The organism is Mesorhizobium sp. M1E.F.Ca.ET.045.02.1.1, assembly GCF_003952485.1.
Taxonomy (GTDB): Bacteria; Pseudomonadota; Alphaproteobacteria; order Rhizobiales; family Rhizobiaceae; genus Mesorhizobium.
This window is the reverse complement of the sequence record NZ_CP034447.1, coordinates 3574051-3598839: the sequence shown is the minus strand read 5'-3', so window position 1 is coordinate 3598839 and position 24789 is coordinate 3574051. Positions and strand designations below refer to the sequence as shown.

Sequence of the window (24789 nt, the reverse complement as noted above, 5' to 3'; positions counted from 1 at the left end):
TGGCAGGCGTTATGCCTGTCCAGTGACCAGCACCTCACATCGCTCAAATTTCCCGCCGACGCCGGGGCACGGTTAACGTTTCGAATCGTCCTGATTCCGCCAATCTGCCAGAAGGTCAAGCGCCTCTGGCATGATTCGCATGAAAAAAGCGAATCAATTACCCGACTTAGAGGCGTCGATTCGACGCGCCTGCGCATTTCCACTTCATTTTGGAGCAGGTTCGGACCTAAACGCGTCCAGCCCTGCCCGATGAAACGCCGAACCCTTCGATCAGCGCTTCCGTTGCCTGTACATCGTTGAATTGCGCTTGAATCTCGACGAGATGCCGGAAGTTTTCATCCGAAGGGTCTGCATCGAGCGCCGCCTGCGCCTGTTTCAGCTCTCTATGTAATGTGCGGGCGCTGCGCTGCAAGTGCAGCGCCTGGTTGAAGGCGTCGCGGGCATCGTCAAGCGCTGCGGTTTCGAGCGCCGGCCACTGCCTCGCCCGCTTGATCAGCGCCACCGCACGCTCCCAGATAGCGCCGCAGCCGGCGCGCTCGACCGTGGCGATGACCGCGTCGCGATCATCGGCCGCGTCATGCGCCATCGCATCGAGGATGGCGGCGTGCAGCCGCCTGAGATCCGAATTGGCGAGGTCGAGGAATTCGACATGGGCGAAATTCTCGTCGATCAGCGCCGGGTGGTTGATCAGCGCCACGATGATCGTCGCCTCGCGCACCGACATGCCCTCGCCTGCGCGCTTGACCAGCGCCGAGCGGCCGAGGCTTTCGGTGATGGCGGCGCGCCCGCCGGCCGCCGCACCCCGCCCGAACGCTCCGCCGGGCGCCGAACTCCTGCCGCGCTCGCCCGGCCGGCCGTCCTGGCGTCCCCCCTGATGACCTTGCCGTGCGCCGCGCTGCGAGCCGAAGAAGCTCAGCACCCTTTCGCGCATCTCCTGCTGATAGTGGTAGCGCAGGCTCTCGTCGCGGATGCGGCCGGCGAGCTCGCGCAGCGTCTTTTCAAGCTCCGCCCGCCGCTCGGGCGTGTCGAAGACGCCGCCGGCCGTCTCGCGCATCCACAGAAGGTCGGCAAGCGGTCTCGCTTCCGCCAGCACGGCGCGGAAGGCGTCGGGACCGTCCATCTTGACGAGGTCGTCCGGGTCCTTGCCCTCGGGCAGCAGTGCGAAGCGCGCCGAGCGCCCGGGCTGGATCGCCGGCAGCGCGAGGTCCGCGGCGCGCCACGCCGCCTTCAGCCCTGCCTGGTCGCCGTCGAAGCAAAGCACCGGCTCGCCGGCCATGCGCCACAGAAGCTCGAGCTGGTTCTCGGTAAGCGCAGTGCCGAGCGGCGCCACGACGTTCTCGAAGCCGGCCTGCGCCAGCGCGATCACATCCATATAGCCTTCGACGGCGATCACCGTGCCGCCCTTGGCCACCGCTTTGCGGGCGCGGGCGAAATTGTAGAGCACATTGCCCTTGTGGAAGAGCTCGGTCTCGGGCGAGTTCATGTATTTGGCCAAAGCGTCCGGCGCCAGCGCCCGCCCGCCGAAGGCGATGATCCTGCCGCGCGAATCCGGGATGGGAAACATGATGCGGTCGCGGAACCAGTCGTAGGAGACGGGGATGTCGTCGCCATGCCGCACCAGCCCGCAGGCCTCGATGTCGGCCTTCGGCACGCCCTTGGCGGCAAGATATTCCTTCAGCGCGTTGCGGCTGTCCGGCGCATAGCCGAGCCGGAAGGACTGCTGCGTCGCCGGCGTCAGGCCGCGGTCGCGCAGATAGGCACGCGCCTTTGCGCCTTCCGGTCCCTGCAAGCGCTCCTGGAAGAAGACCGTCGCCATCTCCATGACGTCGGTCAGGCTGGCGCGTTCCTTCTCGCGCCGTTCTTCCTGGACGTCGCGCACCGGCATCGGCACACCGGCCATCTCGGCGATCTTTTCGACCGCTTCGGGGAAGCTCATGCCGTCGAGCTCGGTCAGGAACTTGAAATGGTCGCCCGTCACCGAGCAGCCGAAGCAATGGTAGCGGCCCTTCTTGTCCTCGCAGTGGAAGGACGGGCTCTTCTCGCCATGGAACGGGCAGCAGGCCCAATAGTCGCCGCGCGACGTATTGGTCTTCTTCCTGTCCCAGGAGACGCGCTGGCCGATCACCTGGGAAATCGGCACACGGTCGCGTATCTCGTCGAGGAAAGCGGGCGGAAAGCGCATCGGGAAAGGCTCGTTTACCCTCCATATAATCGAGCCGCCCGGGCGCGACGACTCCTAAAGCCCATCGTACCCGCTTTTCACAGATGAAGAGAAGGCGGCCAAGCGGCCGCCTTCCTGGTGTTCGGATCGTTGCCGGATCAGTGCGCGGCGATCGCGCCGAAGACGATGCCGGAGACGATGCTGACCAGCAGGTAGTCGTTGCCGACGCGGATCCACTCCTGGCCGGGGCCGGGCCGGCGCAGTCCATAGCGGTGCCAGTCGCGAACCGCCTGATGGCGCTTCCAGCTGGAATATTTCTGGCCGTTGCGCCAATGGCTGCGCTTAACCATCACCTTCTTCTTGACCACGACTTTCTTCTTCACGACGCCCGGCTTCTGCCAGTCGACCCGGGTGTAGTTCGCCTGCGGCGCGGTCGGCTGAACGAGCGGCGCGGCCTGGCTCGAAAAGGCCGTGGCGGCCACCATCGCGGCGGTAACGGCGGAAAGTATGAGACGCTTCATGGTCGGTGCTCCTTGGTTGTCGATAGGCAAGGAGATAGCCGTGCCCGCATGAACCGAAACTGAACACTTGGATTACAATTCTGTAATGATTTCCAGCTCTTATATAAGAAAATTCAACAATCATAGGAAACTGAAACGACCGTCGGCTCGGCCCGCGCGCGACGGCCGCCGCCCGATCCCCGCGCCGCATGCAACCAATGTGCCCTCTATCCATTTCCGACACACGCCGTCGCGTGCCGAACGTCGGTCGCATCGGGCAAAATTTATTATCCGGCTAATGTAAACCGCTGTAGTCTTGACCTTCGAAATGCTCGCGATTCGCACCCTTTCCCGCTTCCTTGCCGCCTCGTCGCGAGGTCCGGCATGAGCGGTTCCGTCGTCCTTCTGCACCTTGCCGGCGCGGTGGCGCTGATGCTGTTTGCCACCCGTATGGTGAAGACCGGCGTCGAACGCGCCTATGGCGACGTGCTGCGTCACAGGCTGCGCGCCACCATGCGCAATCCGCTGATGGCGGTGCTGGCCGGCTGCGGTCTCGCGATCGCCTTGCAGAGCTCCACCGCCGTCACGCTGCTGGTCGGCTCCTTCGCCGGCGCCGGCATCGTATCGGGCGCCGCCGGGCAGCTTGCCGTACGCGGCGCCGAGATCGGCTCGGCGCTGGTGGTCAAGCTGCTGACCTTCGACCTGTCGCTTCTGGTGCCGGTCTGCCTCGTCGCCGGCACGGTCATGTTCATGGCCACCGAGCGGCGCGACTGGCGCCAGTTCGGCCGCATCCTCGTCGGCATCGGGCTGTTGCTGCTCTCACTGGAGATGATCGGCCAGGCCTCGGAACCGCTGCGCCAGAGCACGCTGATGCCGATGATCGTCAATTATTTCTCCGGCGATCCGGTGACGGCCTATCTGCTGGCCGCAATCATCACCTGGCTGTTCCACTCCTCCATCGCCGCCGTGCTGCTGATGGTGACGCTGGCCGGCCGCGGCTTCATCCCGCCGGAGCTCGGCATCGTGCTGGTGCTCGGCGTCAATCTCGGCTCCTCGATCATCGCGCCGCTGCTCACCCGCAATGCCGACCCAGGCGTCCGCGTGGTGCCGATCGGCAATCTCTTGATGCGCGGCATGGGCTCGCTGATCATGCTGATCCTGTTCATGACGCTGAAGCCGCCGGTCGGCTTTCTCGGCGCGACCGGGCCGGACCAGATCGTCAACGCCCATATCCTGTTCAACGTGATCATCCTGCTTGCCGGCCTGCCGCTCGCCGGCCTCGTCTATCGTGCTTCCGAGAGCATCGTGGCGCTCGGCGCCAAGCCCGAACCGGCGGCGGCGCTCGATGTCGTCGAATTGTCGGCGCTGAACGAGAGCGCGCTCGACACCCCGAGCCAGGCGTTGGCCAACGCCACCCGCGAAGTGGTGCGGGTCTGCGAGACGGTCGAGATCATGCTGAAGCGCATCATCGAGCTCTATGAAAGCGCCGACAGCGACAAGATCAAGGCGCTCGCGGCACTCGACGACCGCGTCGACCGGAAGCACGCGGCGATCAAGCTCTATCTCGCCAAGGTCACCAAGAACTCGCTCGGCGAGGACGAGGCGCTGCGCTGCCAGGAGCTGATCGGCGCCTGCGTCAAGCTGGAGCAGGTCGGCGACATCATCGTGCGCAACATGCTGGTGCATGTCAGGAAAAAGCTGGAGCGCGGCCTGGAGTTCACGCCCGAAGGCTGGCGCGAGCTTAGCGCCTTCCATGCCTCGGTGCTGGCCAACGCGCGGCTAGCCTTCAACGTGCTGGTGTCGCGCGACCCGGAAACGGCCCGCCAACTGGTGCTGGAAAAAGACCTGCTGCGCGAGCGCGAGAAAGAGACCAGCGCCAGCCATTTCGTACGCCTGCGCGACGGCACGGCCAAAAGCGTCGAGACCAGTTCCATCCATCTCGACACCATCCGCGACCTCAAGCAGATCAACTCGCTGCTCGCCTCCATGGCCTATCCCGTGCTCGAGGAACGCGGACTGCTCGGCGGCTCGCGGCTGAAGGCCGGCTGACCTCGCTCAAGAAAAGCTAAAGCGGCGCCGACAATTTCTGCATTGCCGGCAGCACGTATCCATGGTTTGACGCCCTGCATTCATTTCAAGCCTTTGCGCCATGCTGCCGCTGATTGCCCTGTTCATTGCCGCCTTCGCTTTTGGCACGACTGAATTCGTCATCGCCGGCGTGCTGCCGGAGGTGGCGGAAGGCCTCGGCGTTTCCGTGCCCACCGCCGGCTATCTCGTCTCCGGCTATGCCTGCGGCATTGCGATGGGCGGTCCGCTTCTGGCGCTTGCAACCAGCAGGGTCTCGCGAAAGCCGCTGCTCATCGGGCTGACGATTGCCTTCACCCTCGGCCAGGCCGCCTGCGCGCTGGCGCCCGATTTCACCTCGATGCTTCTGCTGCGTATCGCAACTGCCGTGGCGCATGGCTGCTATTTCGGCGTCGCCATGGTGGTCGCGGTCGGCCTGGTGCGCGAAGACCAGCGCGGTCGGGCCGTGGCGGTCATCCTCTCGGGGCTCACCGTCTCAAACGTCATCGGCGTGCCGGCAGGCACCGCGATCGGCGGTCTCTGGAGCTGGCGGGCGACCTTCTGGGTGATGTGCGCGCTGGGCGTCGTCGCGATCGTCGCCATGGCCGCGTTGCTGCCGCGCACCGCAGGCGCCGCCAACCGGCCCGCCGGCCTGTCGCGTGAAGTGCGCGTGCTCGGTCGCCAGCAGGTCTGGACCTCGCTGATCCTCATGCTCATGCTGATGATTGGCCAATTCGGCCTCTTCACCTACATCACGCCGACGCTGCTCGAAGTCACCGGCCTCGACGAAAGCCTGATCCCTTGGGTGCTGCTGCTCAACGGCGTGGGCGCCACGATCGGCGTCTTTCTCGGCGGCAAGCTCGCCGACTGGAAGCTGATGCCGTCGCTGATCGCCATGCTCTTCCTGCAAGCGGTCATGCTGGCCGCGATCTACGCCATCAGCCCCTATCCGGTACCGATGGTCGTTGCCATCGTCATCTGGGGCGGCCTCAACTTCGCCATCGGCGCGCCGATCCAGACCCGCATCCTCGCCTGGACCGCGGATGCCTCGAACCTTGCTTCTTCGCTCATCCCGTCCGGCTTCAATGTCGGCATCGCGCTCGCCGCCTCGCTGGGCGCGGCGATGCTCAATGCCGGCTTTGGCTATCGCAGCCTGCCGGTCGCCGGCGCTTTCGCCATGCTGGTGGCCGTGCTTGTGGCGCTGGCCTCCCAGGCGTGGGAATGGCGCAGCCGCGCGACGCCGCCGCTGCCCGCTGCCGCCGAATAGAGCGCCAGGCACCTTCGTTGTCGGTGTACCGCCTCAGACCGCAGGCGGCGAATGTCCGGAGCCGCCGGCAAGGATCGACGACAAGCCGCGCAGGCCCTCCTCCAGCCTTTCGCGGCTGGGTGCGGCGCCGAGCGCCAGGCGCAGGCCATCGGCGATACCGGGGACCACGGAAAACTCCACCGCCGGGCTGATGGCCAATCCGCGGCGCCTGGCTGCGTCGCCAAGCTCTGACGAGCGCAGTTGCCCTTCGAGCGGGTACCAAAGATGCAGGCTGGTTTCCGCCGAGGCGAAACCCGCGGGCAGGATTTGGCGTGCCATCTCCTGTCTGGCCTGCGCTTCGGCGCGCACGGCGGCGGCGATCTCACCGGCGAGGCCGCTTCGCACCCATTCGCAGGCGAGGCCCGTCATCAGCGGCGGCGCCATCATCGTGGTGCCCCGGATCGCAGCCGCGACCGGCTCCAAGGTTTCCGCATCAGGCGCCACCAGGAAGGCCGTGCGCAGGAAAGGCGAGAGGCATTTCGCCAACGTCGCGACATGGAAGGTCCGCTCCGGCGCCAGACTGAGGAAAGCTGGCGGGGAAACGGTCAGCAACGGGCTGTAGGGATCGTCCTCGACGATCAAAAGGTTAAGCTTGCCCGCCATCCGCGCCAGCTCCCGGCGCCGGTCCTCCGGCATGGTGAGCGCGGTGGGGTTGTGAAGCGTCGGGTTGAGGTAGAGGACGCGGGCGCCATGCCGTCGCGCCGCTTCCTCCAGGTCGTCGGGACGCATGCCGTCATCGTCACCGCCGACGCCGGCGAGCTTCCGCCCCGTGGCCTTTGCCAGCGCGATCAGGCCGGGATAGGTCAGCGCATCGGTAAGGATCGTGTCGCCCTCGCGGGTCTGCGACAGCAGGATTGCCGCAAGCAGCGCCTGCGCCCCAGAACCGACAGCCATGCACTCGGCCGGCATGCGGTCCCCGGCGGCCGCGAGCCACAACGAGCCGGCGGCGCGTTCGGCGGGCGAACCTGGGCCGGGATGGTAGGAAAGCAGCGCTTCCGCGCTGGAGCGCCTGAGCAGTCCCTCGATGCCGGCCCGGATCAATGCCGGCAGGCTGAGGCCTAAGGGTGCCGGTGGGATGTTCATGCTCAGATCGAGGATCGGCTCTTCCGGCTCGCCGGCCGTAATGAAGGTGCCGCGACCGGCCGTTGCGTCGATCAGGTTCCTGCGCCGGGCTTCGGTGAACGCCCTGGTGACGGTGGTCAAATCCACGCCAAGGAAGCGGGAGAGATCCCGCTGCGGCGGCAGCCTGTCCCCCGGCTGCAGCCGACCGCTCGAACGGGCAGCCGCCAGCGCATCGACGATCTTGAGATAGATCGGCCGGGGGCCCCCTTCCAGGGGAGAAAGCCAGTTGAGGTCGTTCTCGCCGCTCATGCCTTTTGTCCATACATTTTGTCGCATTGTATGCATACATTCATGATACTAGTATGCATGAGTGACCTCAAGGCTGATCGACGCCATGCGAGGTCTCTGGAGTGACGACGATGCAAGATCACGCGCACTATCCCCACCTCGAGCCATGGCGGGTCGGCGTCCGCGGCCGCTGCCCGCGTTGCGGAGAAGGCCGGCTGTTCGACGGATTTCTGAAGCTGGCGCCGAAATGCGACGTCTGCGGGCTCGACTATTCCTTTGCCGACCCGGCGGACGGCCCCGCCTTCTTCGTCATCTGCTTCGCCTGCGTCCCTTCCGTCCTGTTCGCAGTCTGGGCGCAGGTGACCTTTGAGCCGTCCATGTGGTTCCATGCTTTCGTGTCGGTACCCATAATCCTGGCGACCTGCATTCCGCCGCTCCGGCCGCTCAAGGGCTGGCTCGTGGCAAGCCAGTTCTATTACAAGGCCGAGGAAGGGCGGCTGGCCAAGCCTGGTGAGTAGCCCACCACTTGCCGGCAGGCGCCCCTAAAGATCGATCCGGAACCTGAGGCTTTCGGCGCCGCCATAGGCGGCGTCCTCGAAGAATCGGCCGACCAGCCTGCCGCCATTGGCTGTTATCACCTTATGCGAGGCCGGATTGCCCGGCTTGGCTGTGATCTCGACATAGTTGAGACCCACCGCCCTCGCCTCTGCCAACATCAACCGCAGCGCTTCGGTGGCGTACCCACGGCTTCGCTTCCAAGGCACCACGGCATAGCCGATATGACCGAGCACATGCGAAGGCAGCGCGGAGGTGCCTTTCTGCCAGCGAAAGCCGATCGAGCCGGCGGCCTCGCCATCCCATATCCAGCGCCGGAAGCCGGGGAGGCGCGGCACCTTGGTGCCATCGGGCAAGGTAACGGGCGGCCCCTTCGCCTCGGGGTCGTCGAGGCTGGCGAGAAATGCGGCAGGATCTTCCTCGATGGCCGCGAGTTGCTCGCGCGTCGCCTCCAGCAGCCGCACATTGTCGGGCGACCAGCCGCGCTCCAGCGCCGCCTTGTAGGACGGCAGGTGCTCGAGCGCGGGCTTGACGATTTCGACCATGGTCCGGCGTCCTCTTGCAGAGAGGGCCATAGCCGCGGCAAGGATTGCTCTCAAGCTGCATGGAAGCGGATTTCGCCCTTGTTCAGGAAGCACATCTTGTCGAAAAGCGATAAATCCAAAGGGTTCGGCAGCCGGACATCGTCAAGGTCCGGAAACGACTTCCTGGACGGATCGTACGACCGGTCGATCTGCGAGATGAAGACCAGGATCAGTCCCCTGTCGCGCGCGAAAGACCGCAGCATCGGAACCTGGATCATCAGTTCCGGATTCTCGCGCCTCTGGTCAAGCAGTTGCAGATAGTCGATGACCGCTAGCGTCCCGCGAGGCGCCGTCCGCAGCTTGCCGATGATGTAGTCGGCACAGATGGCGTCCGAATTGTCGAATTCGAACAGGCTGTCGAAGAGCGCCGGCTCGGCCCCGATGGCGCGAAACCGATCCAGAATGTCCGTGTGCGTATACTCCAGCGTAAAGAACACGCTGTGTCGGCCGGACTTCATCGCCTCGACCGCAAGCTCGAGGCTCATCAAGGTCTTGCCTTGGCCCGGCCTGGCGCCGACCAGCACGAGGTCGCCAGGCGCGAGTTGCGCAAGCAGGCTGCTGGCGGGTGTCGCCTCGGCGGCTTTGGCAGCGAGCAGGCTCCAGCTGGCGAAGCCTTCCCCGGCAGCGACCCGATCGAGGGCCTGGTGAAGCGGCACTCCTTCCCTGCGTGAAAGGAGCCTGGCCTGGCGCTTCAGATGATAGACGGGCGCGGAAAGCCGCATCGAAAAACCTCCTGGCGAGCAGTCTTCGCAACCCCTCCTTATGCTTTGCGCTCGAACAGTTGGTTGAGTGATCGAATGCCCCGCATGGACGATGCTTTCCCAATGGAGGGAGGAGGCGTGGGCACGCCGGAATCAGATGATAGCCCAACACGAGCGGACCGAAAATCACGGATATTCGGGGAGCGCTAAACCAGAAGTGTTTCGCCGATCGGCGCGAGGCCTCTATGATTGACGCAGGTGATTCACCACAAGCGATAACGGTTCGAGAGGGGAATTAATCCGGTGCGGTTGAGATCTGTTCCGCTGGGTGTCGCTGTTCTCTGCCTTTTCGCCGTTGCCATCGCCCTGACGATGTCAGCCCGATCTTTCGCGCGATCCTCAAGCGTTCCAGCCTGGCTGCAGGCCCATGTCGGCGAAGGCGAAGGCCAGATAGCGCAAGTGGTCCTGGAACGGGCGCGGGCGCTCTACCTGAAAAAGGTGAGCGAAGGTTCCGTCAAGAATCCCTGCTACTTCGCCATGGACGCGACCCGTCCCGGCGATTTGGGCAATAGCGTGCTGGGACGCCGTTACTACATCATCTGCGAGGCCGAGCAATCGTTCCGCGCGGTGTCGGCGGGCCACGGCGGCGGCCGCAACCTGAAGGGCGTCGCGGATTTTTCCAACGGCAGGCGTTGCGCGAAGAATTTCGGCAATGCGATGGATTCCGAACTGACGGCCGGCGGCGCCTACATGACCGCCGATACGAAGACGTCGTTCAAGGGCTACTATCGCACCGCCGCGAAACAGGACGCGGTTTTCATGCGCAGCTTCGTGCAGTTCGACGGCGAAGGCGAAACCGCGAACGCCAGGCAGCGCGTGATCGGCGGACATCCTGCCGCCCTGTTGCGAGGAATGTGTCTTCTGAAGAAGCCGCAAAGCTCCTATGCCGACCATGACGGCTTCGTGCCCTTCGGCAAGCTGGTGAATTACGCCGGCGGCCGCAGCAATGGCTGCACCAGCTGGTCGCCGTCGGACGCGCAACTGATCATCCCGATGATCAAGGACAATCCGACGACGCTTTACGTCTACCCCGAGTCGCGGGATATCGCGGCGATCGCGCGGAAAGCGGCATCAAGGCAATCGCTGTCGAGCGCCGGCCTCTATTGGAACGCATCCTGCCTGAAGGAGATCGGTGCCCCGAAATACTGGCCGAAGCAAACGCTGGAGCCGATCATCGCGCAGTACAAGCAGGATCACCCGGCACCGCCGCCGCAGCCCGTGCCGATCTGCAAGGGGCCGTGAGGCGGTCTTCTACTGCAGCAGCCCCTTGACGATGGCGCTGGCCTTGGCGAAGTCCATCTGGCCGGCATATTTCTGCTTCAGCGCGCCGATCACCTTGCCCATGTCCTTCTGGCTGGCCGCGCCGGTGACGGCAATCGCTTCCCGCGCGGCCGCCATGATCGCCGCATCGTCGAGCTGCTTCGGCAGGAACTCGCGGATGATCTCCATCTCGCCGCGCTCCTGCGCGGCCAGTTCCGGCCGCTTGCCGTCCTCGAAAGCCCTCGCCGATTCCTCGCGCTGCTTCACCATTTTGGCGAGGATCTGCAGGATCTCCTCCTCGCTCGCCGCCGGCTTGCCGGCGCCGCGATTGGCGATATCGCGGTCATGGATGGCGGCCTGGATCAGCCGCAGCGTCGGCAGGCGGTGCTTGTCCTGCGCCTTCATCGCGCTCTTCATGGATTCGGCGATTTTCTCGCGCATCGTGCTTCTCCTTCGATCGCGGCGGACAATAGCTTTGCCGGACGTCCAAGGCAAATCTCGGCAAGCCATTGATATTGCTCGACGAAATAAATCGATTCCGTTCGCAGGAAGCGTCATTGACCGCTTTGGCGCCTTCCCCTATGTACTGAGCCTCGCATGAACTGAAAATCTGGTTGCGCGCAGGCTCGCGAATTCGCCGCCGCGCGTCGTTTGCTGCGCGGATCGTCCTTCTAACGGGATGATCTGAAAAGCAGCCTCTTAGGAGTGCCGCCATGGCCACGACCGCCCCCTGGGCCACCGAAAAGCCGACCGCCCTTCTGGTGCTTGCCGACGGCACGGTGATCGAGGGCCGCGGTCTCGGCGCTGTCGGATCGGCGGTCGCCGAAGTGTGCTTCAACACCGCGCTCACCGGCTACGAGGAGATCCTCACCGATCCCTCTTATGCCGGCCAGATCGTTACCTTCACCTTCCCGCATATCGGCAATGTCGGCACCAATGCCGAGGATATCGAAGACCTCAATCCGGCGGCGCGCGCCGGTGCCGTCGGCGCGATCTTCAAGGCCAATGTCACCGACCCGTCCAACTACCGGGCAGCCGGACATCTCGACCAATGGCTGAAGAAGCGCGGCATCGTCGCGCTTTCGGGCATCGACACTCGCGCGCTCACCGTGCTGATCCGCGAGAAAGGCATGCCCAACGCCGTCATCGCGCACGCGCCCGATGGCGTTTTCGACCTCGACGACCTGAAGCGCCGTGCCGCTGCCTGGTCGGGCCTCATCGGCCTCGACCTCGCCAAGGAAGTCACCTCGGGCCAGTCTTCGCTCTGGCGCGAGACGCCCTGGGTCTGGAACAAGGGCTTCGGCGAGCAGGATGAGCCGTCGATGCACGTCGTGGCCGTCGACTACGGCGTCAAGCGCAACATCTTGCGCCTGCTTGCTGGCCTTGGCGCCAAGGTCACCGTCGTGCCGGCCAAGACCGGCGCGGAAGAAATCCTCGCCATGCAGCCGGACGGCATCTTCCTGTCCAACGGTCCGGGCGATCCGGAAGCGACCGGCGAATATGCCGTACCGGTGATCCAGGATCTGCTGAAGACCGATATTCCGGTGTTCGGCATCTGCCTCGGCCACCAGATGCTGGCGCTGGCGCTGGGAGGCAAGACCGAGAAGATGCATCAGGGCCACCACGGCGCCAACCATCCTGTCAAGGATCACACCACCGGCAAGGTCGAGATCGTCTCGATGAACCATGGTTTCGCCGTCGACGCCGACTCGCTGCCCGAGGGCGTGGAGGAGACACATGTCTCGCTGTTCGACGGCTCGAATTGCGGCATCGCGCTGACCGGCCGGCCGGTGTTCTCGGTCCAGCACCATCCCGAGGCATCGCCCGGCCCGCAGGATTCGCACTACCTCTTCCGCCGCTTCGTCAACCTCATCCGCGAGCGGCGCGGCGAGCCGGCGCTGGCCGAACGCGCCTGACGAGAACGACGTGCCTCAAGCCGCGTCGGTCACCGCTTCCTGCGCATGCATGCGCTCGACTTCCTTCGGTGTCGGCTTGGCTACCTTCGTCACGAAGACGATCACCGCCAGCGTGAGGAAAACAGCGCCGAGCACATAAGGCGCCCCGCCGAACACCACCGGCGCGTTCGGGCCGGTGAACCACGAAAAGATCGCCGTGTAGATAAGCGGCGTGACGATCGAGGTGATCGAGAAGATCGAGGTCATCGCCCCCTGCAACTCGCCTTGCGCCGAAGGCGGCACCTTCCCGGCGGCTAGGCTCCTGAGCGGAGGGTCGGCGAGCCCCTCCAGGCAGCCGGCGACGATAACCGCGTAGATCATCCAGCCTTGCGTCGCAAACGCGTAGCCGAAGGCGCCGAGCGCCGTGAAGGACAAGCCGATCGCCGCCGTCTTCCACTCGCCGAGCCTGGGGATGACCCGCGGCAGCACGGTCGCCATGACGATCGCGCCGCACAGGCCGAAGGCGCCAAGCGAGAAGCCGATCTGCTGCTGGTTCCAGCCGTAGCGGTAGCTGGAGACGAAGGACCACACCGCCGGATACATCATGTGGCCGAGCGTCATCAGGAAGAAGACGAGCCCGATCCAGCCGATGCCCGGATAATTGCGCATCTGGATGAGCGTGCCGACGGGATTGGCCCGCTTCCATTCGAAGCGGCGGCGATGCTGCGCGTCCAGCGTCTCCGGCAGGAAGACCATCGCGATCAGGAAATTCACCAAGGCAAGCCCGGCCGCGAAATAGAACGGCACGCGCGGCCCGAACGTACCGAGCAGCCCGCCGAGCACCGGGCCGATGACGAAGCCGACGCCGAACGCGATGCCGAGCAGGCCGAAATTCTTGGCCCGGTTCTCGTCGGTGGAGATGTCGGCGATGAAGGCGGACGTCGTCGAATAGCTGGCGCCGGAAATGCCGGCGAGGATCCGGCCGATGAACAGCATCGGATAGGACCAGGCGATGGCGCAGATCAGGTTGTCGATGGAAAAGGTGAGCACTGAGGCAAGCAGGATCGGCCGTCGGCCGAAGCGGTCGCTCAAGCCGCCGATGACCGGCGCGAAGAAAAATTGCATCGCCGCGTAGACGAAGAACAGCCAGCCGCCCTCGATCGCCGCCTCGCTGACGCCGACGCCGGTCAGCTCCTGCAGATAGGCCGGCAGCACCGGCATGATGATGCCGAAGCCGATGATGTCGAGCAAAAGCGTGGTGAAAACGAGCGCAAGGCCCCGCTTGGCGGTCTTCGGGTCGATCATTGTGATAAGCTCCTCGGCCGCCCTGGGGCGCGGGCGGGACGCACCTTATAGGCGAGCTTCTCGCCTGGAACAATAAGCGAACGACCGCAACTGCCTCATCCTGACATCAGGCGCACGGCCAAAGACCCCGGCCGTGTGTCGCCGCTTCAGACCGGATTGTTGAAAGTATCGCAGTCCGAAAGCTTGCCGCTCTTGTAGCCGCGCGCCAGCCAGGTCTGCCGCTGCGCCGAGGTGCCATGGTTGAAGCTTTCCGGAACGACATAGCCCTGCATCTTCTTCTGCAGCGTGTCGTCGCCGATCTGCTTGGCGGCATTCAGCGCGCTTTCCATGTCGCCCTGTTCGAGAACGCCCTTCTGCGCTGTGTAGTGAGCCCACACGCCGGCGAAGCAGTCGGCCTGGAGCTCGACCCGCACCGACATCTGGTTGGCCTCGGCCTCGCCCATGCCCTGCCGCATCTGGTTGAACTTCTGCATGATGCCGGTGAGGTTCTGCACATGGTGGCCGACCTCATGCGCAACCACATAGGCCCGCGCGAACTCACCCGAGGCGCCGAACTGCTGGTCGAGCTGCTGGAAGAAGGTCATGTCGAGATAGACCTTGTGGTCACCGGGGCAATAGAACGGCCCCGCCGCGGAGGAGGCAAAGCCGCAAGCCGAGCGGATCTGGCCGCTGAACAGCACGAGCTTTGGGTCCTCATAGGTAAGGCCGTTAGCCTTGAAGATGCCGGTCCAGGTGTCCTCGGTTTCGGCAAGCACCGTCGCCACGAACTGCTTCATTTCATCCGAAGCGGGTGCGCCGGTGCTGTCCTGCGAGCCGCTGTCGTCCGTGATCTGGCCGCCGCCGCCCGGTACCAGACCGCCGCTGCCGTCACCCAGGATCTGCGACGGATCGAAACCGAAATACCATCCGGCAAGAACGACCAGGATGACCAGGATGATGCTGGAACCGCCGCCGGCGCGGCCGCCGATCGGAATGCGAAACTGGCCAGGGCTGCCGCCCAAACCACCGCCGAGCCCGCCGCCACTGTCGCTGCGCTGGTCCTCGATATTGTCGCTCTGGCGACGGCCTCTCCAAAGCATGGCAACTCCTCGCACCACGAATGTCCTGGAAGGTCCGGCCCGCTACCGCCCCCTCGGCCAACAATTATCGCAATGGATACGTCAAGTCACAGCATTTTTCGCGCTGCGGCATCGCAACGTTGCGCTCCGCAACCGATCCTTGTCTTCGAGCTCCCGGGCTCAACGGGCTGAGGTCATCGCCCTGCGAAAAGCGTCCAGCGTCTCGGCGCTGACATGGTGCTCTATGCCTTCGGCGTCGATCCGCGCCGTCTCGGCGCTGACGCCCAGCGAGCGCAGGAACGCTTCGACCGTCTGGTGGCGGATGCGGCTCTCCTCGGCGACCTTCCGGCCGGTTTCGGTGAGGAACACGCCGCGATAGGGCTTTCTGGACACCAGCCCGTCGGCGCAGAGCCTGGTCAGCATTTTCGCTACGGTGGGTTGCGCGACGCCAAGCCTGGCCGCGATATCGACCTGACGGGCCTCATTGCCGTCCTCGATCAAGTCGGCGATCAGTTCGACATAGTCCTCGACGAGCGCGCTGCGGCGCGCTTCGCGCGTCTGCCGGAAACCTTCCGAATGGATTTCGGCATCGGGAAGCGGCTTTTCGCGTCGAACCGGTCTGTTCCTCAGCGCCAATACGCGCTCCTCCTCCTTGGTCGCCCGAAGGCTGAATCGGGATCGCATTCATAACACGAACCCTGCTGGTCCGGCCGTTTATTTGCATTCCCGCTCACGTGCAACCGGCCCTTTACGCCGCCGGATAAAAAGCACAAACAATGAAATATAGCCTATTGCATAATGTTGAGCCATGGCATAGATAAGGCGCATCCTTGATATATTCCAGTGGAAGTCCGTGATGTCCGACGCAGAAGCCGTGTCCCGTTCCTCGTGGCAATTTGCCCGCGCCGATGAGGGCGAGCAGCCCAGCCTGCGCGAGGTTAACGCCACGATCGCAGTGCCGCGGACCGGGATGTGGCTCCGCCGCCTGTTCGCCTTCATGGGCCCCGGCTACATGGTGTCGGTCGGCTATATGGACCCCGGCAACTGGGCGACAGACCTCGCCGGCGGCGCCCAGTTCGGTTACACGCTGCTTTTCGTCATCATGCTGTCGAACCTGATGGCGATCCTTTTGCAGGCGCTGGCCGCGCGTCTCGGCATCGCCACCGGCCGCGATCTTGCGCAGGCCTGCCGCGCCTACTATCCGCGCCCTGTCAATTTCCTGCTGTGGGTCGCCTGCGAGCTGGCGATCATCGCCTGCGACCTCGCCGAGGTGATCGGCACCGCTATCGCGCTGCAGCTTCTGTTCGGAATCCCGTTGATCGGCGGCGCCCTAATCACCGCGCTCGATGCCTTCCTCGTGCTCCTTCTGATGAACAGGGGCTTCCGTTACCTCGAGGCCTTTGTCGTTGCGCTGCTGATCATCATCTTCGGCTGCTTTGCCATCCAGATCTTCGTCGCCGCGCCGCCGGCCGCCACGATCCTGCATTCGATGTTCGTGCCGTCGTCCGAGATCGTCACCAACCCGGCGATGCTCTACATCGCCATCGGCATCATCGGCGCCACCGTGATGCCGCATAATCTCTACCTGCACTCCTCGATCGTGCAGACCCGTGCCTATCAGCGCACCGACGCCGGCAAGCGCGACGCCATCAAATGGGCGACGACGGATTCGACCATCGCGCTGATCCTGGCGCTGTTCGTCAACGCCTCAATCCTGATCGTCGCGGCCGTGGCCTTCCACGGCACCGGGCACCAGGATGTCGCCGAGATCGGCCAGGCTTTTGAATTGCTGTCGCCGCTCTTGGGTTTGAGCATCGCCTCGATCCTGTTCGCGATCGCGCTGCTCGCCTCCGGCCTCAACTCGACGGTCACCGCGACGCTCGCCGGCCAGATCGTGATGGAAGGCTTCCTGCGCCTGCGCATTCCGCAGTGGGCGCGTCGCTTGTTGACGCGCGGCGTCGCCATCGTCCCCGTCGTGATCGTGACCGCGTTCTATGGTGAAAAGGGCACGGCCCAGCTTCTGGTCTTCAGCCAGGTCATCCTGTCGATGCAGTTGCCCTTCGCCGTGGTGCCTCTGGTGCAGTTCGTGTCGGACAAGAAGAAGATGGGCAATTTCGCCATCCCGCGCGGCATTGCTGCGCTCGCCTGGATGGTCGCGGCGATCATCCTGGCGCTCAACTTCAAGCTGCTCTACGACACCATCGCCGGCTGAGATGGAACCGCGACATCCGAGCCGGCCGCGCTATCTTCTGGAAGCATGACCGGATCGGACGACGCCCGAAAATTCTACGCCAAGCTGATGGCCGCGCATGCGCGCTCCGCCGATCCCCGCATTGAGGAGGTGTTCGCCTCGGTGCCGCGCGAGGCCTTTCTCGGGCCCGGACCGTGGACCGTCTTTGCCGGCGACGGCGGGTTCAAGACGCCGACCGCCGATCCAAGCTACATCTACCAGAACGTGCTTGTGGTGGTCGATGCCGACAAGGGTATCAACAACGGCGAGCCGGTTCTGCACGCCATGTGGATCGGCAAGGTCGAACCGAAGCCCGGCGAAGCCGTCACCCATATCGGCGCCGGCACCGGCTACTACACCGCGTTGCTGGCGAAGCTGGTCGAACCGGGCGGCAGCGTCACCGCCTTCGAGCTCGAGACCGATCTCGCGGAGCGCGCAAGCCAAAATCTCGCGGCTTACGGCAATGTGAAAGTCATCCAAGGCAACGCAGTCACCAGCCTGCTCCCGCCTTCCGACATCATCTATGTCAATGCCGGTGTCGCGGCCCCTCCCGCAGCCTGGTTGAGGGCGCTCAAACCCGGCGGCCGCATGATCTTCCCCTGGCGTCCGGCCGAGCGCATCGGCCTGGCGGTGATTGTCACGCGCATGGAGCGCGGCTTTGCCTGCCAGCCTTTCATGGGCTCGTGGTTCATTCCCTGCGTCGGCGCCTGGGTCGCCGGACCGGAGGCAAAAGTGCCGACCCGCGAACGCGCCGCCCGCACGCGCTCGATCTGGCTGAGTGAAGACAAGGCGCCCGACCGCACCGCCACCGCCGTCTTCGGCGATGTCTGGTTCTCGTCCCGCCCTATCCGTGCCAGGCGTTAGAAATTTACAGGCTCGTGTCGGAGAGCAGCCACGTCGCTCGTCCTTAGGCTGAAATCCGGCCGTTACGGCGCGGATCGCGAAAGGAGAAAACAAATGCGCAAGATCATCGCCGCCACATTCGTCAGCCTCGACGGCGTCATGCAGGCGCCCGGCGGACCGGAAGAGGACCCGGCCGGCGGCTTCAAGTTCGGCGGCTGGACATTCCATTATTTTGACGAGGTTGCGGGCGCGGCAATAGACGAACTGTTCTCCAAACCCTTCGCGCTGCTGCTCGGCCGCAGAACCTACGACATCTTCGCCGCGTACTGGCCGTATCAGAAAGATCAGATCGCGGATGTCTTCAACCCTGCGACCAAATATGTGGCGACGCATCGGCCGGAGTCGCTCACTTGGCAGAACACGCAATCGCTTGGGCCGGATGTCGTCGCAAGGCTGAGGCAGCTCAAACAGGAAGACGGACCTGACCTGCTTATCCAGGGATCGGGCAATCTGATCCAGACCTTGCTCGCCAACGGGCTGATCGACGAGATCCGGCTGATGACCTTCCCGCTGTTGCTGGGCAAGGGCAAGCGGCTGTTCGGCGATAGCGCGATGCCGGCCGCCTTCAAGCTCATCAAGTCACAGGTCTCGAGCACCGGCGTCATCATGGCGACCTATGAACGCGCGGGCGAAATCCGCACCGGCTCTTTTGCTCAACAGGAGCCTTCGGAAGCCGAGCTTGAACGGCGCCGGAACTGGAAGTAGCGGGCCGAGGCATACACCAAGCTGGAGCACCCCTCATCCGACCGAGCTTCGCTCGGCCACCTTCTCCCACAAGGGGAGAAGGTGAGCTCGGCACATGCGGCCCAGCAGATGTCCAGCGTCGACGATTGGCTGCAACGCCGGCGCTGTCTTCCCTTCTCCCCTTGTGGGAGAAGGTGGATCGGCGCGCAGCGCCGAGACGGATGAGGTGTTCCAGCGAGATGCTACCTCACGCCGCCTGACGATAGCGCGCCAGACCCTCGCGGATATGAGCAGCGAATGCCTCTGCCGCGGGCGCGATGGCGTGCTTCGGCAGATGCAGGTTGACGGAAAAGTTCGGCAGAGCCGGCAGGTCGGCATCGGACAGGATGTCGAGATCGGCCGGAACCGTCGAGGCAAGCCAGGTGGTCACGGCAAGGTCCGAGCGCACGGTCGCCGTCGTGGCGTCGATGTTGCCGTTCTCGAACACGGTGCGCCAATCGAGTCCATGGGTGCCAAGCGCCGCCAGCACCGCCGGACGGAAGGCGCAGGTGTCCGCGACCATCGATACCGGCAGCGGCCGCTTCAAACGCGCCGAGCCGCCTCTGGCGCCGACCCAGACCAGGCGGTCGACAGCCAAGCATTCTCCGGCGGTCGGGCCGGCCCGCTCCTCGATAACGGCGAGATCGATCGTCCCTGCAGCCAGCGCCGCCGCGAGTTCCGGCGAGGAGGCGCAGACCAGCGAGATTTCCACCTGTGGATGGGCTTCCGCATAGGTCTTCAACACAGGTTGAAGCAATGTGCCGACAAGATCGTACGGCACGCCGATCCGCACCCGGCCCGCGACCGCCTTGCCGCCCATCTCGGCGATGATCTCGTCGTTGAGCTGCAAGAGGCGCTTGGCCCTGTCGAGCAGCCGCTCGCCGCAGCGCGTCAATCTCAAGCCACGCCGGCCGCGCTCGAACAGGCTCTGGCCAAGCACCTCTTCCAGCCGCTTGATCTGCTGGCTGACGGCACCTTGGGTGAGGTTGAGCGCATTGGCTGCCGCCGTCATGCTCGCCTTGTCTGACGTGGTGACGAAGGTACGAATGAGCGTGGTATCGAGATCTCGGATCATTTCGCCATTATAGATGCTAATGCAGATCATATCAAACATTGCATTTACTGATGAGACGAAGCGCCTAGCATGCCGGCTTCCTTCGACCGGGAAAGCCGCATGTCCGAAACCATCATTCCCCTTGTGCTGTTCGCGCTGATCTCCACCTCGACGCCCGGCATCGCCACGACGCTGTCGACGGCATCCGGGGCGCAGTTCGGCTTTCGCCGCTCGGTGCCGCTGATGGCCGGCAGCGCCGCTGGTCTGGCTTCGGTAGCGGCGGCGGGCGCGGCCGGCCTCGCCGGACTGCTGGCGGCCGTCCCTTCGCTGCAGGTCGCCATGAAGATCGCAGGCTCGCTCTATCTGATCTGGCTGGCGGTGAAGATCGGCCGCAGCGGCCCGCCCAATCTCGACGTGACCATCGCCAAGCCGAACAGCTTTTTCGGCGGCGCCGGCATCCAGTGGATGAACCCGAAGGGTTGGGCGATGGGGCTTGGCGCGGCCGCATCCTTCGCGGCGCTTGCCGACGGCCCGCTGCACCTTGCGCTGCTGCTCGGTGCCGTGTTCGGTCTTTCCGCGGCTCTCTCGCTGTCGTTGTGGTGTGTGGCCGGCACGCTGCTCGCCCGCCTGCTCCGAACCGAGCGGCAGTGGCGCGCGCTTAACGTCGTGCTTGGCCTGCTGCTGGCCGCCTCGATCCTGCAGATGTGGCGGCCAGCTTGACGCTGGTTCTTCGCCCCACAAAGTGGACTACGGCATGCACACGTTTCCAAGCGGCTGGTCTTTGGCGATAGCGTGCATGGCAGCTTGGCGCATGCATAGTCTTATGCTGCGCTGGTCGACCCCCACTCCGTCTCGGCTACGCCGAGCCACCTCTCCCCCGATCGACGGGGTAGAGGAAGGCGCCAAGCTTTTTGCCGTCGACGCTCGTCCAGCAACGCTCCCTTCCTTTCCCTCCGGAGGGGGGAAAGGTGGCGCTGCGAAGCAGCGACGGATTGGGGGAACCACGTGGCAATCAAGCTTCGGCCCGATCAGTCACGTCAGTCACAGAAGATGCGTGCATAGCGTAGCCGAAGGTGGCGGCGAGGTGCCTAGCTCTTAGACCGCATAGCGCGCCGCAGGCTTGGCGGCGAACAGACTGCCGTAGAACTGGTCCCGCGCGCCGAGATAGGTGTCCAGCCCGGCCGCATCGGCCAGCCCCGGAGCGGTGACGGTTTCGCCCTGGGCAAACCCGGCAAGGGCCGCATCGACCAGATCGTCGGCGCTCATCACCCAGTCCTGATTGATCCGGTCGAGGCTGATTCCGGAAGCGTCCCAGAACTCGGTGCGGATCGGTCCGGGCACCACGGACTGCACCCTCACCTTGGTGCCTGCGACTTCCTTCTGCAGCGCTTCGGTGAAGTTGACGACATAGGCCTTGGTGCCGCTGTAGATGCCGCCGACGGCGATACCATAGGCGACCACCGAGGCGATGTTGACGATGGCGCCGCGGTCGCGCTTAAGCAACCCCGGCAGCACCGCGCGGGTCAAACGCGTCAAGGCAACGACGTTGACCTTGATCATGCGCTCGGCAGCGTCGGCATCGGCTTCGGCCACCGTCTCGATGCCGCCCATGCCGGCGTTATTGACCAGCAGCGTCACGCTCTCGTCCGTCGCGATCGCCTGCTCGACCTGGCGCAGGTCGGCATCGTCGGCGAGATCGGCGACGAGCGTCTTGACCTTGCGGCCATAGGCATAAGCCAGTCTGTCCGCCACTTCCTGCAGCCGGTCGGCGCGCCGCGCCACAAGCACCAGATCATAGCCCTGCCCGGCCAGCCGGTCGGCATAGACCGCGCCGATGCCCGAGGAAGCGCCAGTGATTACGGCTGTACCTTTGTTATCTGTCTTGCTCATTGTCCTGCTCCTTTTCGTCCTGTTCGCTCTTGCTCGGCGTCGGCGACACGTCAGCCGCCGCGCCTATGTCCAATTTCCATTTAGTGGCATATGCCACTTTCTGCGAAGTAGGTATATGCCACTATCTTGTCAACGGCGGCCGCGAAAACTATTTCTGCGGCAAGGCCGGCGCGTGTTTTCGCCGGCGAGGAGTGGATATGACCGAAGCTCAGCAGCCGGGATTCAGCCGTTGCAACAACGCCACCTTGCGGCGCGCCGCCCGCAGGCTCGGCCGCTTCTACGATGACGCGCTGGCGCCTTCGGGCTTGAAGGGCACGCAGTTTGGCCTGCTCTTCCAGATCCAAGTCAGCAGCGAGCCGGCGATGGGCGCCATCGCCGAGGCGCTGATCATGGATCTCTCTGCGCTGGGCCACACGCTGAAGCCGCTGATCCGCGACGGCTATGTCGAGACTTTTGCGGACAAGGATGATCGCCGCATCAAGCGCGTGCGGCTGACGCTGCAGGGCCGGGCCAAGCTCGATGAGGCGATCAAGCTGTGGAGCGCTGCCCAGCGGCAATTCGAGGATAAGGTCGGCGCGGAGCAGGCCGCAAAGCTGCGCGCAACGCTGGACGCGGTGGCTGATCTGGATTTGGAAATGCCGGCGGCCGCTCCTTCCCTCTGAAGAAGCGGCCGCCAGTAGGCACCCGCGTTTTAGCGGAACCTATTCCGCCGGCATGGCGACCGGGCGAGCCAGCACCCGTCCGGCCAGCACCACGCCCAGTCCAACGATCGGGAACACGGCCGCGATCAGGCCGAGATCGGCCGGCGCGCCGAAGCGCAGCACACCACCGCCGACCACCGCGCCAAGCGCGACGCCGAGATAGAGCGCCGAGGCGTTGAGCGAGAGCACGATCGGAGCCGCATCGGGCGCGATTCTGATGATGCGGCTCGCCTGCGCCGGCGGAAAGGCCCAGCCGACGATGCCCCACGGCACCATCATTCCCATCAGCGCCGGGCCGGCGATGGAATGCGGCAGGAAGGTGGGGATCAGCGAGAATGTCGCCAGCATGGCCGCGCTCAGTGCTAAGGACCAGCAGACGGTGCGCGCAGCGCCGAAGCGGTCGGCTGCCTGGCCGCCGGCGATGTTGCCGATGACGGCGCCGACGCCGAAGGCGAGCAGCATGCCGGGCAGCGCAAGCGGGCTGAGACCGCCGCCCTCGATGGCCAAGGGCGCAATGAAGGCAAAGACCGTGAAGGCGCCGACCAGCGCCAGCACGGTCGTCGCGAGGATGGGCATCACGCCGGGACGGACCGCCGCCGCCAGCCGAGCCTTGAGCGGCAGCCTGGTGCCGACGATGCCGCGCGGCAGCCGCCACCACAGGATCGCGCCGGCCAGCGCGCCGAGCCCGGCAATGGCGAAGAAGGTGCCGCGCCAGCCGGCGATGGCCGCGACCAGCGCGCCGAGCGGCGCGCCGACCGCCACCGCCACCGTGGTGCCGCCGACGACGACCGCGATCGCGCGCGCCCGGTGATGGTCATCGACCAGCGCCACGGCCGTCCCTTGAGCGGTTGCCGCGAACAGGCCGGACGAGAGCGCCATGACGATGCGCGCGATGAGCAGCAACTCGAAGGACGAGCTCACCGCCGCGACGAGATTGCCGATCACGAAGAACACCAGCGTCCACAGGATGACGCGCCGCCGGTCCCATTCGCCGGTCAGCGTCGCCAGCACCGGCGCGCCGATCGCATAGGCGAGCGCGAAGGCGGTGATCAGCGAGCCGGCGAGCGGAACGGAGATGCCGGCATCCGAGGCAATGTCGGGAAGAAGGCTGGAGATGACGAAGCCTTCGGTCGAGATCGCGAACGATCCGAGCGCAAGCCAGTAGATCCGCTTGTCCATGAGGATGTGCCCTTAGTTCAAAAGTTATTGAACAATTGGACATGAAGGGGCATGATGTCAACCGAGCCAGGGGAAAATAGCTGAACCCTGCTGACAGCCCTGTGTCAGTACGGGGCTCGAAATGAAGATCTCATGTGACCCGGCATGACAAGGAGACGCGTTGAAGTTGGTTCCGTTTGTGCTTAATTCTCGGCCATGACCCTGCCCCACCCAACCACCGACCAGATCAGCCTGCCGATCGTGCTCGCCGTGCTCGGCGACCCGACCCGGCTTGCCATCGTGCGCTATCTCGCCAGCAAGGAAGGCGTGCCGCTGAACTGCAGCAAGTTCCTCGACCTCGCCTCCAAGACCAACCTCAGCTACCACCTCGCCAAGCTGCGCGAGGCGGGTGTGACACGTGCCGAAGTGGTCGGCACCAGCCGGCTGATCACGCTGCGCCGCGACGACCTCGACAAGCGCTTCCCCGGCCTGCTCGACAGCGTGATCGCGGCAGCCGGCGAGGACAAGGCGCTGCCCATCGTCGGCACCGCCGACAGCGAGATCGACGCCTGATGCGCATTGCCGTCCTCGCCGACATCCACGGCAACGTGCTCGCCTTGGATGCCGTGCTCGACGATCTCGAGCTGCGTGGCGGCGCCGACCTCATCGTCAATCTCGGCGATTGCGTCTCCGGGCCTCTGTGGCCGCGCGAAACGATGGAACGGCTTGAAGCACTCAACCTGCCGACCGTTCGGGGCAACCACGACCGCCGTGTCGCCGAGGATCCGGCCGGCGCGGACATGTGGCCGTCCGACCGCTATGCGCGGGAGCGGCTGACCGCCGCCCGGCGCGAGGCGCTGTTTGCCTTGCCGCTCACGCTCGAGATCGCGCCGGGCGTCGTGGCTTTCCACGCCCGGCCCGACCATGACGAAAAGTATCTTGCGGACGCGATAGTCGACGGCCAACTGGTGCGCGCGCCGCTGGCTGCCATCAAGCGGCGGCTGAAGTCGCTCGACCCCGCCTGCCGGATCGCGCTCTGCGGCCATAGCCATCGAAACGAGCTCATCCGCATTCCGGGCGGGCCGGTCATCTTCAACCCCGGCAGCGTCGGTTGCCCTGCCTATGACGACGACACGCCTCCCGCGCATGTTTCCGAGCAAGGCAGCCCATATGCGCGCTATGGCATCATCGAACTGGATGAGGCTCGCCGCGCCGACCGCTTCGAGGCGATCGCCGTCGACTATGACCATGAAGCCGCCGCAAAGCAGGCCGAACAGGCGGGACGACAGGAATGGGCGCACGCGCTGCGGACCGGTTTCATGAAGGATTGA

24 protein-coding genes are annotated in these 24789 nt (G+C 64.9%); 12 read left to right on the top strand and 12 right to left on the bottom strand.

Going from position 1 to position 24789, the window contains the following annotated elements; translation table 11 throughout:
- Positions 1–226: 226 nt before the first annotated feature.
- Both dnaG and EJ070_RS17400 read right to left on the bottom strand, forming a co-directional pair.
- Positions 227–2182 carry a DNA primase gene (gene dnaG, locus EJ070_RS17405; protein ID WP_126092476.1) on the bottom strand — a complete coding sequence of 652 codons (1956 nt, stop codon included), beginning with the start codon at positions 2180–2182 and terminating at the stop codon, positions 227–229.
- A 137-nt stretch (positions 2183–2319) separates the two neighbouring features.
- Positions 2320–2682, bottom strand: a complete 363-nt coding sequence (locus EJ070_RS17400; RefSeq protein WP_126092475.1) for an RcnB family protein — start codon at positions 2680–2682, stop codon at positions 2320–2322.
- Between the two features lie 363 nt (positions 2683–3045).
- Here EJ070_RS17400 and EJ070_RS17395 point away from each other — a divergent pair, with 363 nt between their 5' ends.
- Both EJ070_RS17395 and EJ070_RS17390 read left to right on the top strand, forming a co-directional pair.
- On the top strand, positions 3046–4710 hold the full coding sequence (locus EJ070_RS17395; protein ID WP_126092474.1) for a Na/Pi cotransporter family protein: 1665 nt from the start codon (positions 3046–3048) through the stop codon (positions 4708–4710).
- Positions 4711–4810: 100 nt separating this feature from the next.
- Positions 4811–5992 carry an MFS transporter gene (locus EJ070_RS17390; RefSeq protein WP_126092473.1) on the top strand — a complete coding sequence of 394 codons (1182 nt, stop codon included), beginning with the start codon at positions 4811–4813 and terminating at the stop codon, positions 5990–5992.
- Positions 5993–6025: 33 nt separating this feature from the next.
- Here EJ070_RS17390 and EJ070_RS17385 read toward each other — a convergent pair whose 3' ends face one another.
- Positions 6026–7402: a PLP-dependent aminotransferase family protein gene (locus tag EJ070_RS17385; RefSeq protein WP_189350565.1), complete on the bottom strand. Its 1377-nt coding sequence runs from the start codon at positions 7400–7402 to the stop codon at positions 6026–6028.
- Positions 7403–7512: 110 nt separating this feature from the next.
- Between EJ070_RS17385 and EJ070_RS17380 the strand changes: the two genes are divergently transcribed.
- On the top strand, positions 7513–7899 hold the full coding sequence (locus tag EJ070_RS17380; protein WP_126092471.1) for a DUF983 domain-containing protein: 387 nt from the start codon (positions 7513–7515) through the stop codon (positions 7897–7899).
- A 24-nt stretch (positions 7900–7923) separates the two neighbouring features.
- On the opposite strand, the gene EJ070_RS17375 is transcribed toward EJ070_RS17380, so the two are convergent.
- Positions 7924–8481 carry a GNAT family N-acetyltransferase gene (locus EJ070_RS17375; RefSeq protein ID WP_126092470.1) on the bottom strand — a complete coding sequence of 186 codons (558 nt, stop codon included), beginning with the start codon at positions 8479–8481 and terminating at the stop codon, positions 7924–7926.
- Positions 8482–8531: 50 nt separating this feature from the next.
- The gene (locus tag EJ070_RS17370) at positions 8532–9242 is read right to left on the bottom strand and encodes a DNA helicase (RefSeq protein WP_126092469.1); all 711 of its coding nucleotides are present in this window, start codon (positions 9240–9242) and stop codon (positions 8532–8534) included.
- A gap of 282 nt (positions 9243–9524) precedes the next feature.
- Here EJ070_RS17370 and EJ070_RS17365 point away from each other — a divergent pair, with 282 nt between their 5' ends.
- Positions 9525–10523: a hypothetical protein gene (locus EJ070_RS17365; protein WP_126092468.1), complete on the top strand. Its 999-nt coding sequence runs from the start codon at positions 9525–9527 to the stop codon at positions 10521–10523.
- A gap of 9 nt (positions 10524–10532) precedes the next feature.
- Here EJ070_RS17365 and EJ070_RS17360 read toward each other — a convergent pair whose 3' ends face one another.
- Positions 10533–10982: a GatB/YqeY domain-containing protein gene (locus EJ070_RS17360; protein WP_126092467.1), complete on the bottom strand. Its 450-nt coding sequence runs from the start codon at positions 10980–10982 to the stop codon at positions 10533–10535.
- Between the two features lie 272 nt (positions 10983–11254).
- Here EJ070_RS17360 and carA point away from each other — a divergent pair, with 272 nt between their 5' ends.
- Positions 11255–12457 (top strand): glutamine-hydrolyzing carbamoyl-phosphate synthase small subunit, encoded by a 1203-nt coding sequence (carA, locus tag EJ070_RS17355; protein ID WP_126092466.1) that lies wholly within the window; start codon positions 11255–11257, stop codon positions 12455–12457.
- Positions 12458–12472: 15 nt separating this feature from the next.
- Here carA and EJ070_RS17350 read toward each other — a convergent pair whose 3' ends face one another.
- The 3 genes from EJ070_RS17350 to mntR form a co-directional block, all read right to left on the bottom strand.
- Positions 12473–13741 (bottom strand): TCR/Tet family MFS transporter, encoded by a 1269-nt coding sequence (locus EJ070_RS17350; protein ID WP_126092465.1) that lies wholly within the window; start codon positions 13739–13741, stop codon positions 12473–12475.
- Between the two features lie 146 nt (positions 13742–13887).
- Complete coding sequence (locus tag EJ070_RS17345; protein WP_126092464.1) at positions 13888–14820, bottom strand: neutral zinc metallopeptidase; 933 nt, start codon at positions 14818–14820, stop codon at positions 13888–13890.
- 159 nt (positions 14821–14979) lie between these two features.
- Complete coding sequence (mntR, locus tag EJ070_RS17340; protein ID WP_189350563.1) at positions 14980–15435, bottom strand: manganese-binding transcriptional regulator MntR; 456 nt, start codon at positions 15433–15435, stop codon at positions 14980–14982.
- A 220-nt stretch (positions 15436–15655) separates the two neighbouring features.
- On the opposite strand from mntR, the gene EJ070_RS17335 reads away from it, so the two are divergent.
- The 3 genes from EJ070_RS17335 to EJ070_RS17325 all read left to right on the top strand — a co-directional run bounded on the left by EJ070_RS17335 (position 15656) and on the right by EJ070_RS17325 (position 18637).
- Positions 15656–17011: an Nramp family divalent metal transporter gene (locus EJ070_RS17335; protein ID WP_126092462.1), complete on the top strand. Its 1356-nt coding sequence runs from the start codon at positions 15656–15658 to the stop codon at positions 17009–17011.
- A 45-nt stretch (positions 17012–17056) separates the two neighbouring features.
- Positions 17057–17893: an rRNA adenine N-6-methyltransferase family protein gene (locus tag EJ070_RS17330; protein WP_126092461.1), complete on the top strand. Its 837-nt coding sequence runs from the start codon at positions 17057–17059 to the stop codon at positions 17891–17893.
- 93 nt (positions 17894–17986) lie between these two features.
- The gene (locus tag EJ070_RS17325) at positions 17987–18637 is read left to right on the top strand and encodes a dihydrofolate reductase family protein (protein ID WP_126092460.1); all 651 of its coding nucleotides are present in this window, start codon (positions 17987–17989) and stop codon (positions 18635–18637) included.
- Positions 18638–18863: 226 nt separating this feature from the next.
- Here the strand turns inward: EJ070_RS17325 and EJ070_RS17320 are convergent, their stop codons facing one another.
- Positions 18864–19730 carry a LysR substrate-binding domain-containing protein gene (locus EJ070_RS17320; protein WP_126092459.1) on the bottom strand — a complete coding sequence of 289 codons (867 nt, stop codon included), beginning with the start codon at positions 19728–19730 and terminating at the stop codon, positions 18864–18866.
- Between the two features lie 99 nt (positions 19731–19829).
- Here EJ070_RS17320 and EJ070_RS17315 point away from each other — a divergent pair, with 99 nt between their 5' ends.
- Positions 19830–20429, top strand: a complete 600-nt coding sequence (locus EJ070_RS17315) for a LysE family translocator (RefSeq protein ID WP_126092458.1) — start codon at positions 19830–19832, stop codon at positions 20427–20429.
- Positions 20430–20804: 375 nt separating this feature from the next.
- On the opposite strand, the gene EJ070_RS17310 is transcribed toward EJ070_RS17315, so the two are convergent.
- Positions 20805–21599 carry an SDR family oxidoreductase gene (locus EJ070_RS17310; protein WP_126092457.1) on the bottom strand — a complete coding sequence of 265 codons (795 nt, stop codon included), beginning with the start codon at positions 21597–21599 and terminating at the stop codon, positions 20805–20807.
- A gap of 197 nt (positions 21600–21796) precedes the next feature.
- Here EJ070_RS17310 and EJ070_RS17305 point away from each other — a divergent pair, with 197 nt between their 5' ends.
- Entirely contained in the window at positions 21797–22261 is a 465-nt protein-coding gene (locus tag EJ070_RS17305) for a MarR family winged helix-turn-helix transcriptional regulator (protein WP_126095799.1), read from the top strand.
- Positions 22262–22300: 39 nt separating this feature from the next.
- Here EJ070_RS17305 and EJ070_RS17300 read toward each other — a convergent pair whose 3' ends face one another.
- The gene (locus EJ070_RS17300) at positions 22301–23479 is read right to left on the bottom strand and encodes an MFS transporter (RefSeq protein ID WP_126092456.1); all 1179 of its coding nucleotides are present in this window, start codon (positions 23477–23479) and stop codon (positions 22301–22303) included.
- 195 nt (positions 23480–23674) lie between these two features.
- On the opposite strand from EJ070_RS17300, the gene EJ070_RS17295 reads away from it, so the two are divergent.
- Positions 23675–24031 (top strand): helix-turn-helix transcriptional regulator, encoded by a 357-nt coding sequence (locus tag EJ070_RS17295; RefSeq protein WP_126092455.1) that lies wholly within the window; start codon positions 23675–23677, stop codon positions 24029–24031.
- Positions 24031–24789 (top strand): metallophosphoesterase family protein, encoded by a 759-nt coding sequence (locus tag EJ070_RS17290; protein WP_126092454.1) that lies wholly within the window; start codon positions 24031–24033, stop codon positions 24787–24789. Before EJ070_RS17295 ends, EJ070_RS17290 begins: the two co-directional genes overlap by 1 nt.

Excerpts from the sequence above, each read along its gene's own strand:
- dnaG (WP_126092476.1), bottom strand. The coding sequence starts at position 2,182 with ATGCGCTTTCCGCCCGCTTTCCTCGACGAGATACGCGACCGTGTGCCG.
- EJ070_RS17400 (WP_126092475.1), bottom strand. The coding sequence starts at position 2,682 with ATGAAGCGTCTCATACTTTCCGCCGTTACCGCCGCGATGGTGGCCGCC.
- EJ070_RS17395 (WP_126092474.1), top strand. The coding sequence starts at position 3,046 with ATGAGCGGTTCCGTCGTCCTTCTGCACCTTGCCGGCGCGGTGGCGCTG.
- EJ070_RS17390 (WP_126092473.1), top strand. The coding sequence starts at position 4,811 with ATGCTGCCGCTGATTGCCCTGTTCATTGCCGCCTTCGCTTTTGGCACG.
- EJ070_RS17385 (WP_189350565.1), bottom strand. The coding sequence starts at position 7,402 with ATGAGCGGCGAGAACGACCTCAACTGGCTTTCTCCCCTGGAAGGGGGC.
- EJ070_RS17380 (WP_126092471.1), top strand. The coding sequence starts at position 7,513 with ATGCAAGATCACGCGCACTATCCCCACCTCGAGCCATGGCGGGTCGGC.
- EJ070_RS17375 (WP_126092470.1), bottom strand. The coding sequence starts at position 8,481 with ATGGTCGAAATCGTCAAGCCCGCGCTCGAGCACCTGCCGTCCTACAAG.
- EJ070_RS17370 (WP_126092469.1), bottom strand. The coding sequence starts at position 9,242 with ATGCGGCTTTCCGCGCCCGTCTATCATCTGAAGCGCCAGGCCAGGCTC.
- EJ070_RS17360 (WP_126092467.1), bottom strand. The coding sequence starts at position 10,982 with ATGCGCGAGAAAATCGCCGAATCCATGAAGAGCGCGATGAAGGCGCAG.
- carA (WP_126092466.1), top strand. The coding sequence starts at position 11,255 with ATGGCCACGACCGCCCCCTGGGCCACCGAAAAGCCGACCGCCCTTCTG.
- EJ070_RS17350 (WP_126092465.1), bottom strand. The coding sequence starts at position 13,741 with ATGATCGACCCGAAGACCGCCAAGCGGGGCCTTGCGCTCGTTTTCACC.
- EJ070_RS17345 (WP_126092464.1), bottom strand. The coding sequence starts at position 14,820 with ATGCTTTGGAGAGGCCGTCGCCAGAGCGACAATATCGAGGACCAGCGC.
- EJ070_RS17335 (WP_126092462.1), top strand. The coding sequence starts at position 15,656 with ATGTCCGACGCAGAAGCCGTGTCCCGTTCCTCGTGGCAATTTGCCCGC.
- EJ070_RS17330 (WP_126092461.1), top strand. The coding sequence starts at position 17,057 with ATGACCGGATCGGACGACGCCCGAAAATTCTACGCCAAGCTGATGGCC.
- EJ070_RS17325 (WP_126092460.1), top strand. The coding sequence starts at position 17,987 with ATGCGCAAGATCATCGCCGCCACATTCGTCAGCCTCGACGGCGTCATG.
- EJ070_RS17320 (WP_126092459.1), bottom strand. The coding sequence starts at position 19,730 with ATGATCCGAGATCTCGATACCACGCTCATTCGTACCTTCGTCACCACG.
- EJ070_RS17315 (WP_126092458.1), top strand. The coding sequence starts at position 19,830 with ATGTCCGAAACCATCATTCCCCTTGTGCTGTTCGCGCTGATCTCCACC.
- EJ070_RS17310 (WP_126092457.1), bottom strand. The coding sequence starts at position 21,599 with ATGAGCAAGACAGATAACAAAGGTACAGCCGTAATCACTGGCGCTTCC.
- EJ070_RS17305 (WP_126095799.1), top strand. The coding sequence starts at position 21,797 with ATGACCGAAGCTCAGCAGCCGGGATTCAGCCGTTGCAACAACGCCACC.
- EJ070_RS17300 (WP_126092456.1), bottom strand. The coding sequence starts at position 23,479 with ATGGACAAGCGGATCTACTGGCTTGCGCTCGGATCGTTCGCGATCTCG.
- EJ070_RS17295 (WP_126092455.1), top strand. The coding sequence starts at position 23,675 with ATGACCCTGCCCCACCCAACCACCGACCAGATCAGCCTGCCGATCGTG.
- EJ070_RS17290 (WP_126092454.1), top strand. The coding sequence starts at position 24,031 with ATGCGCATTGCCGTCCTCGCCGACATCCACGGCAACGTGCTCGCCTTG.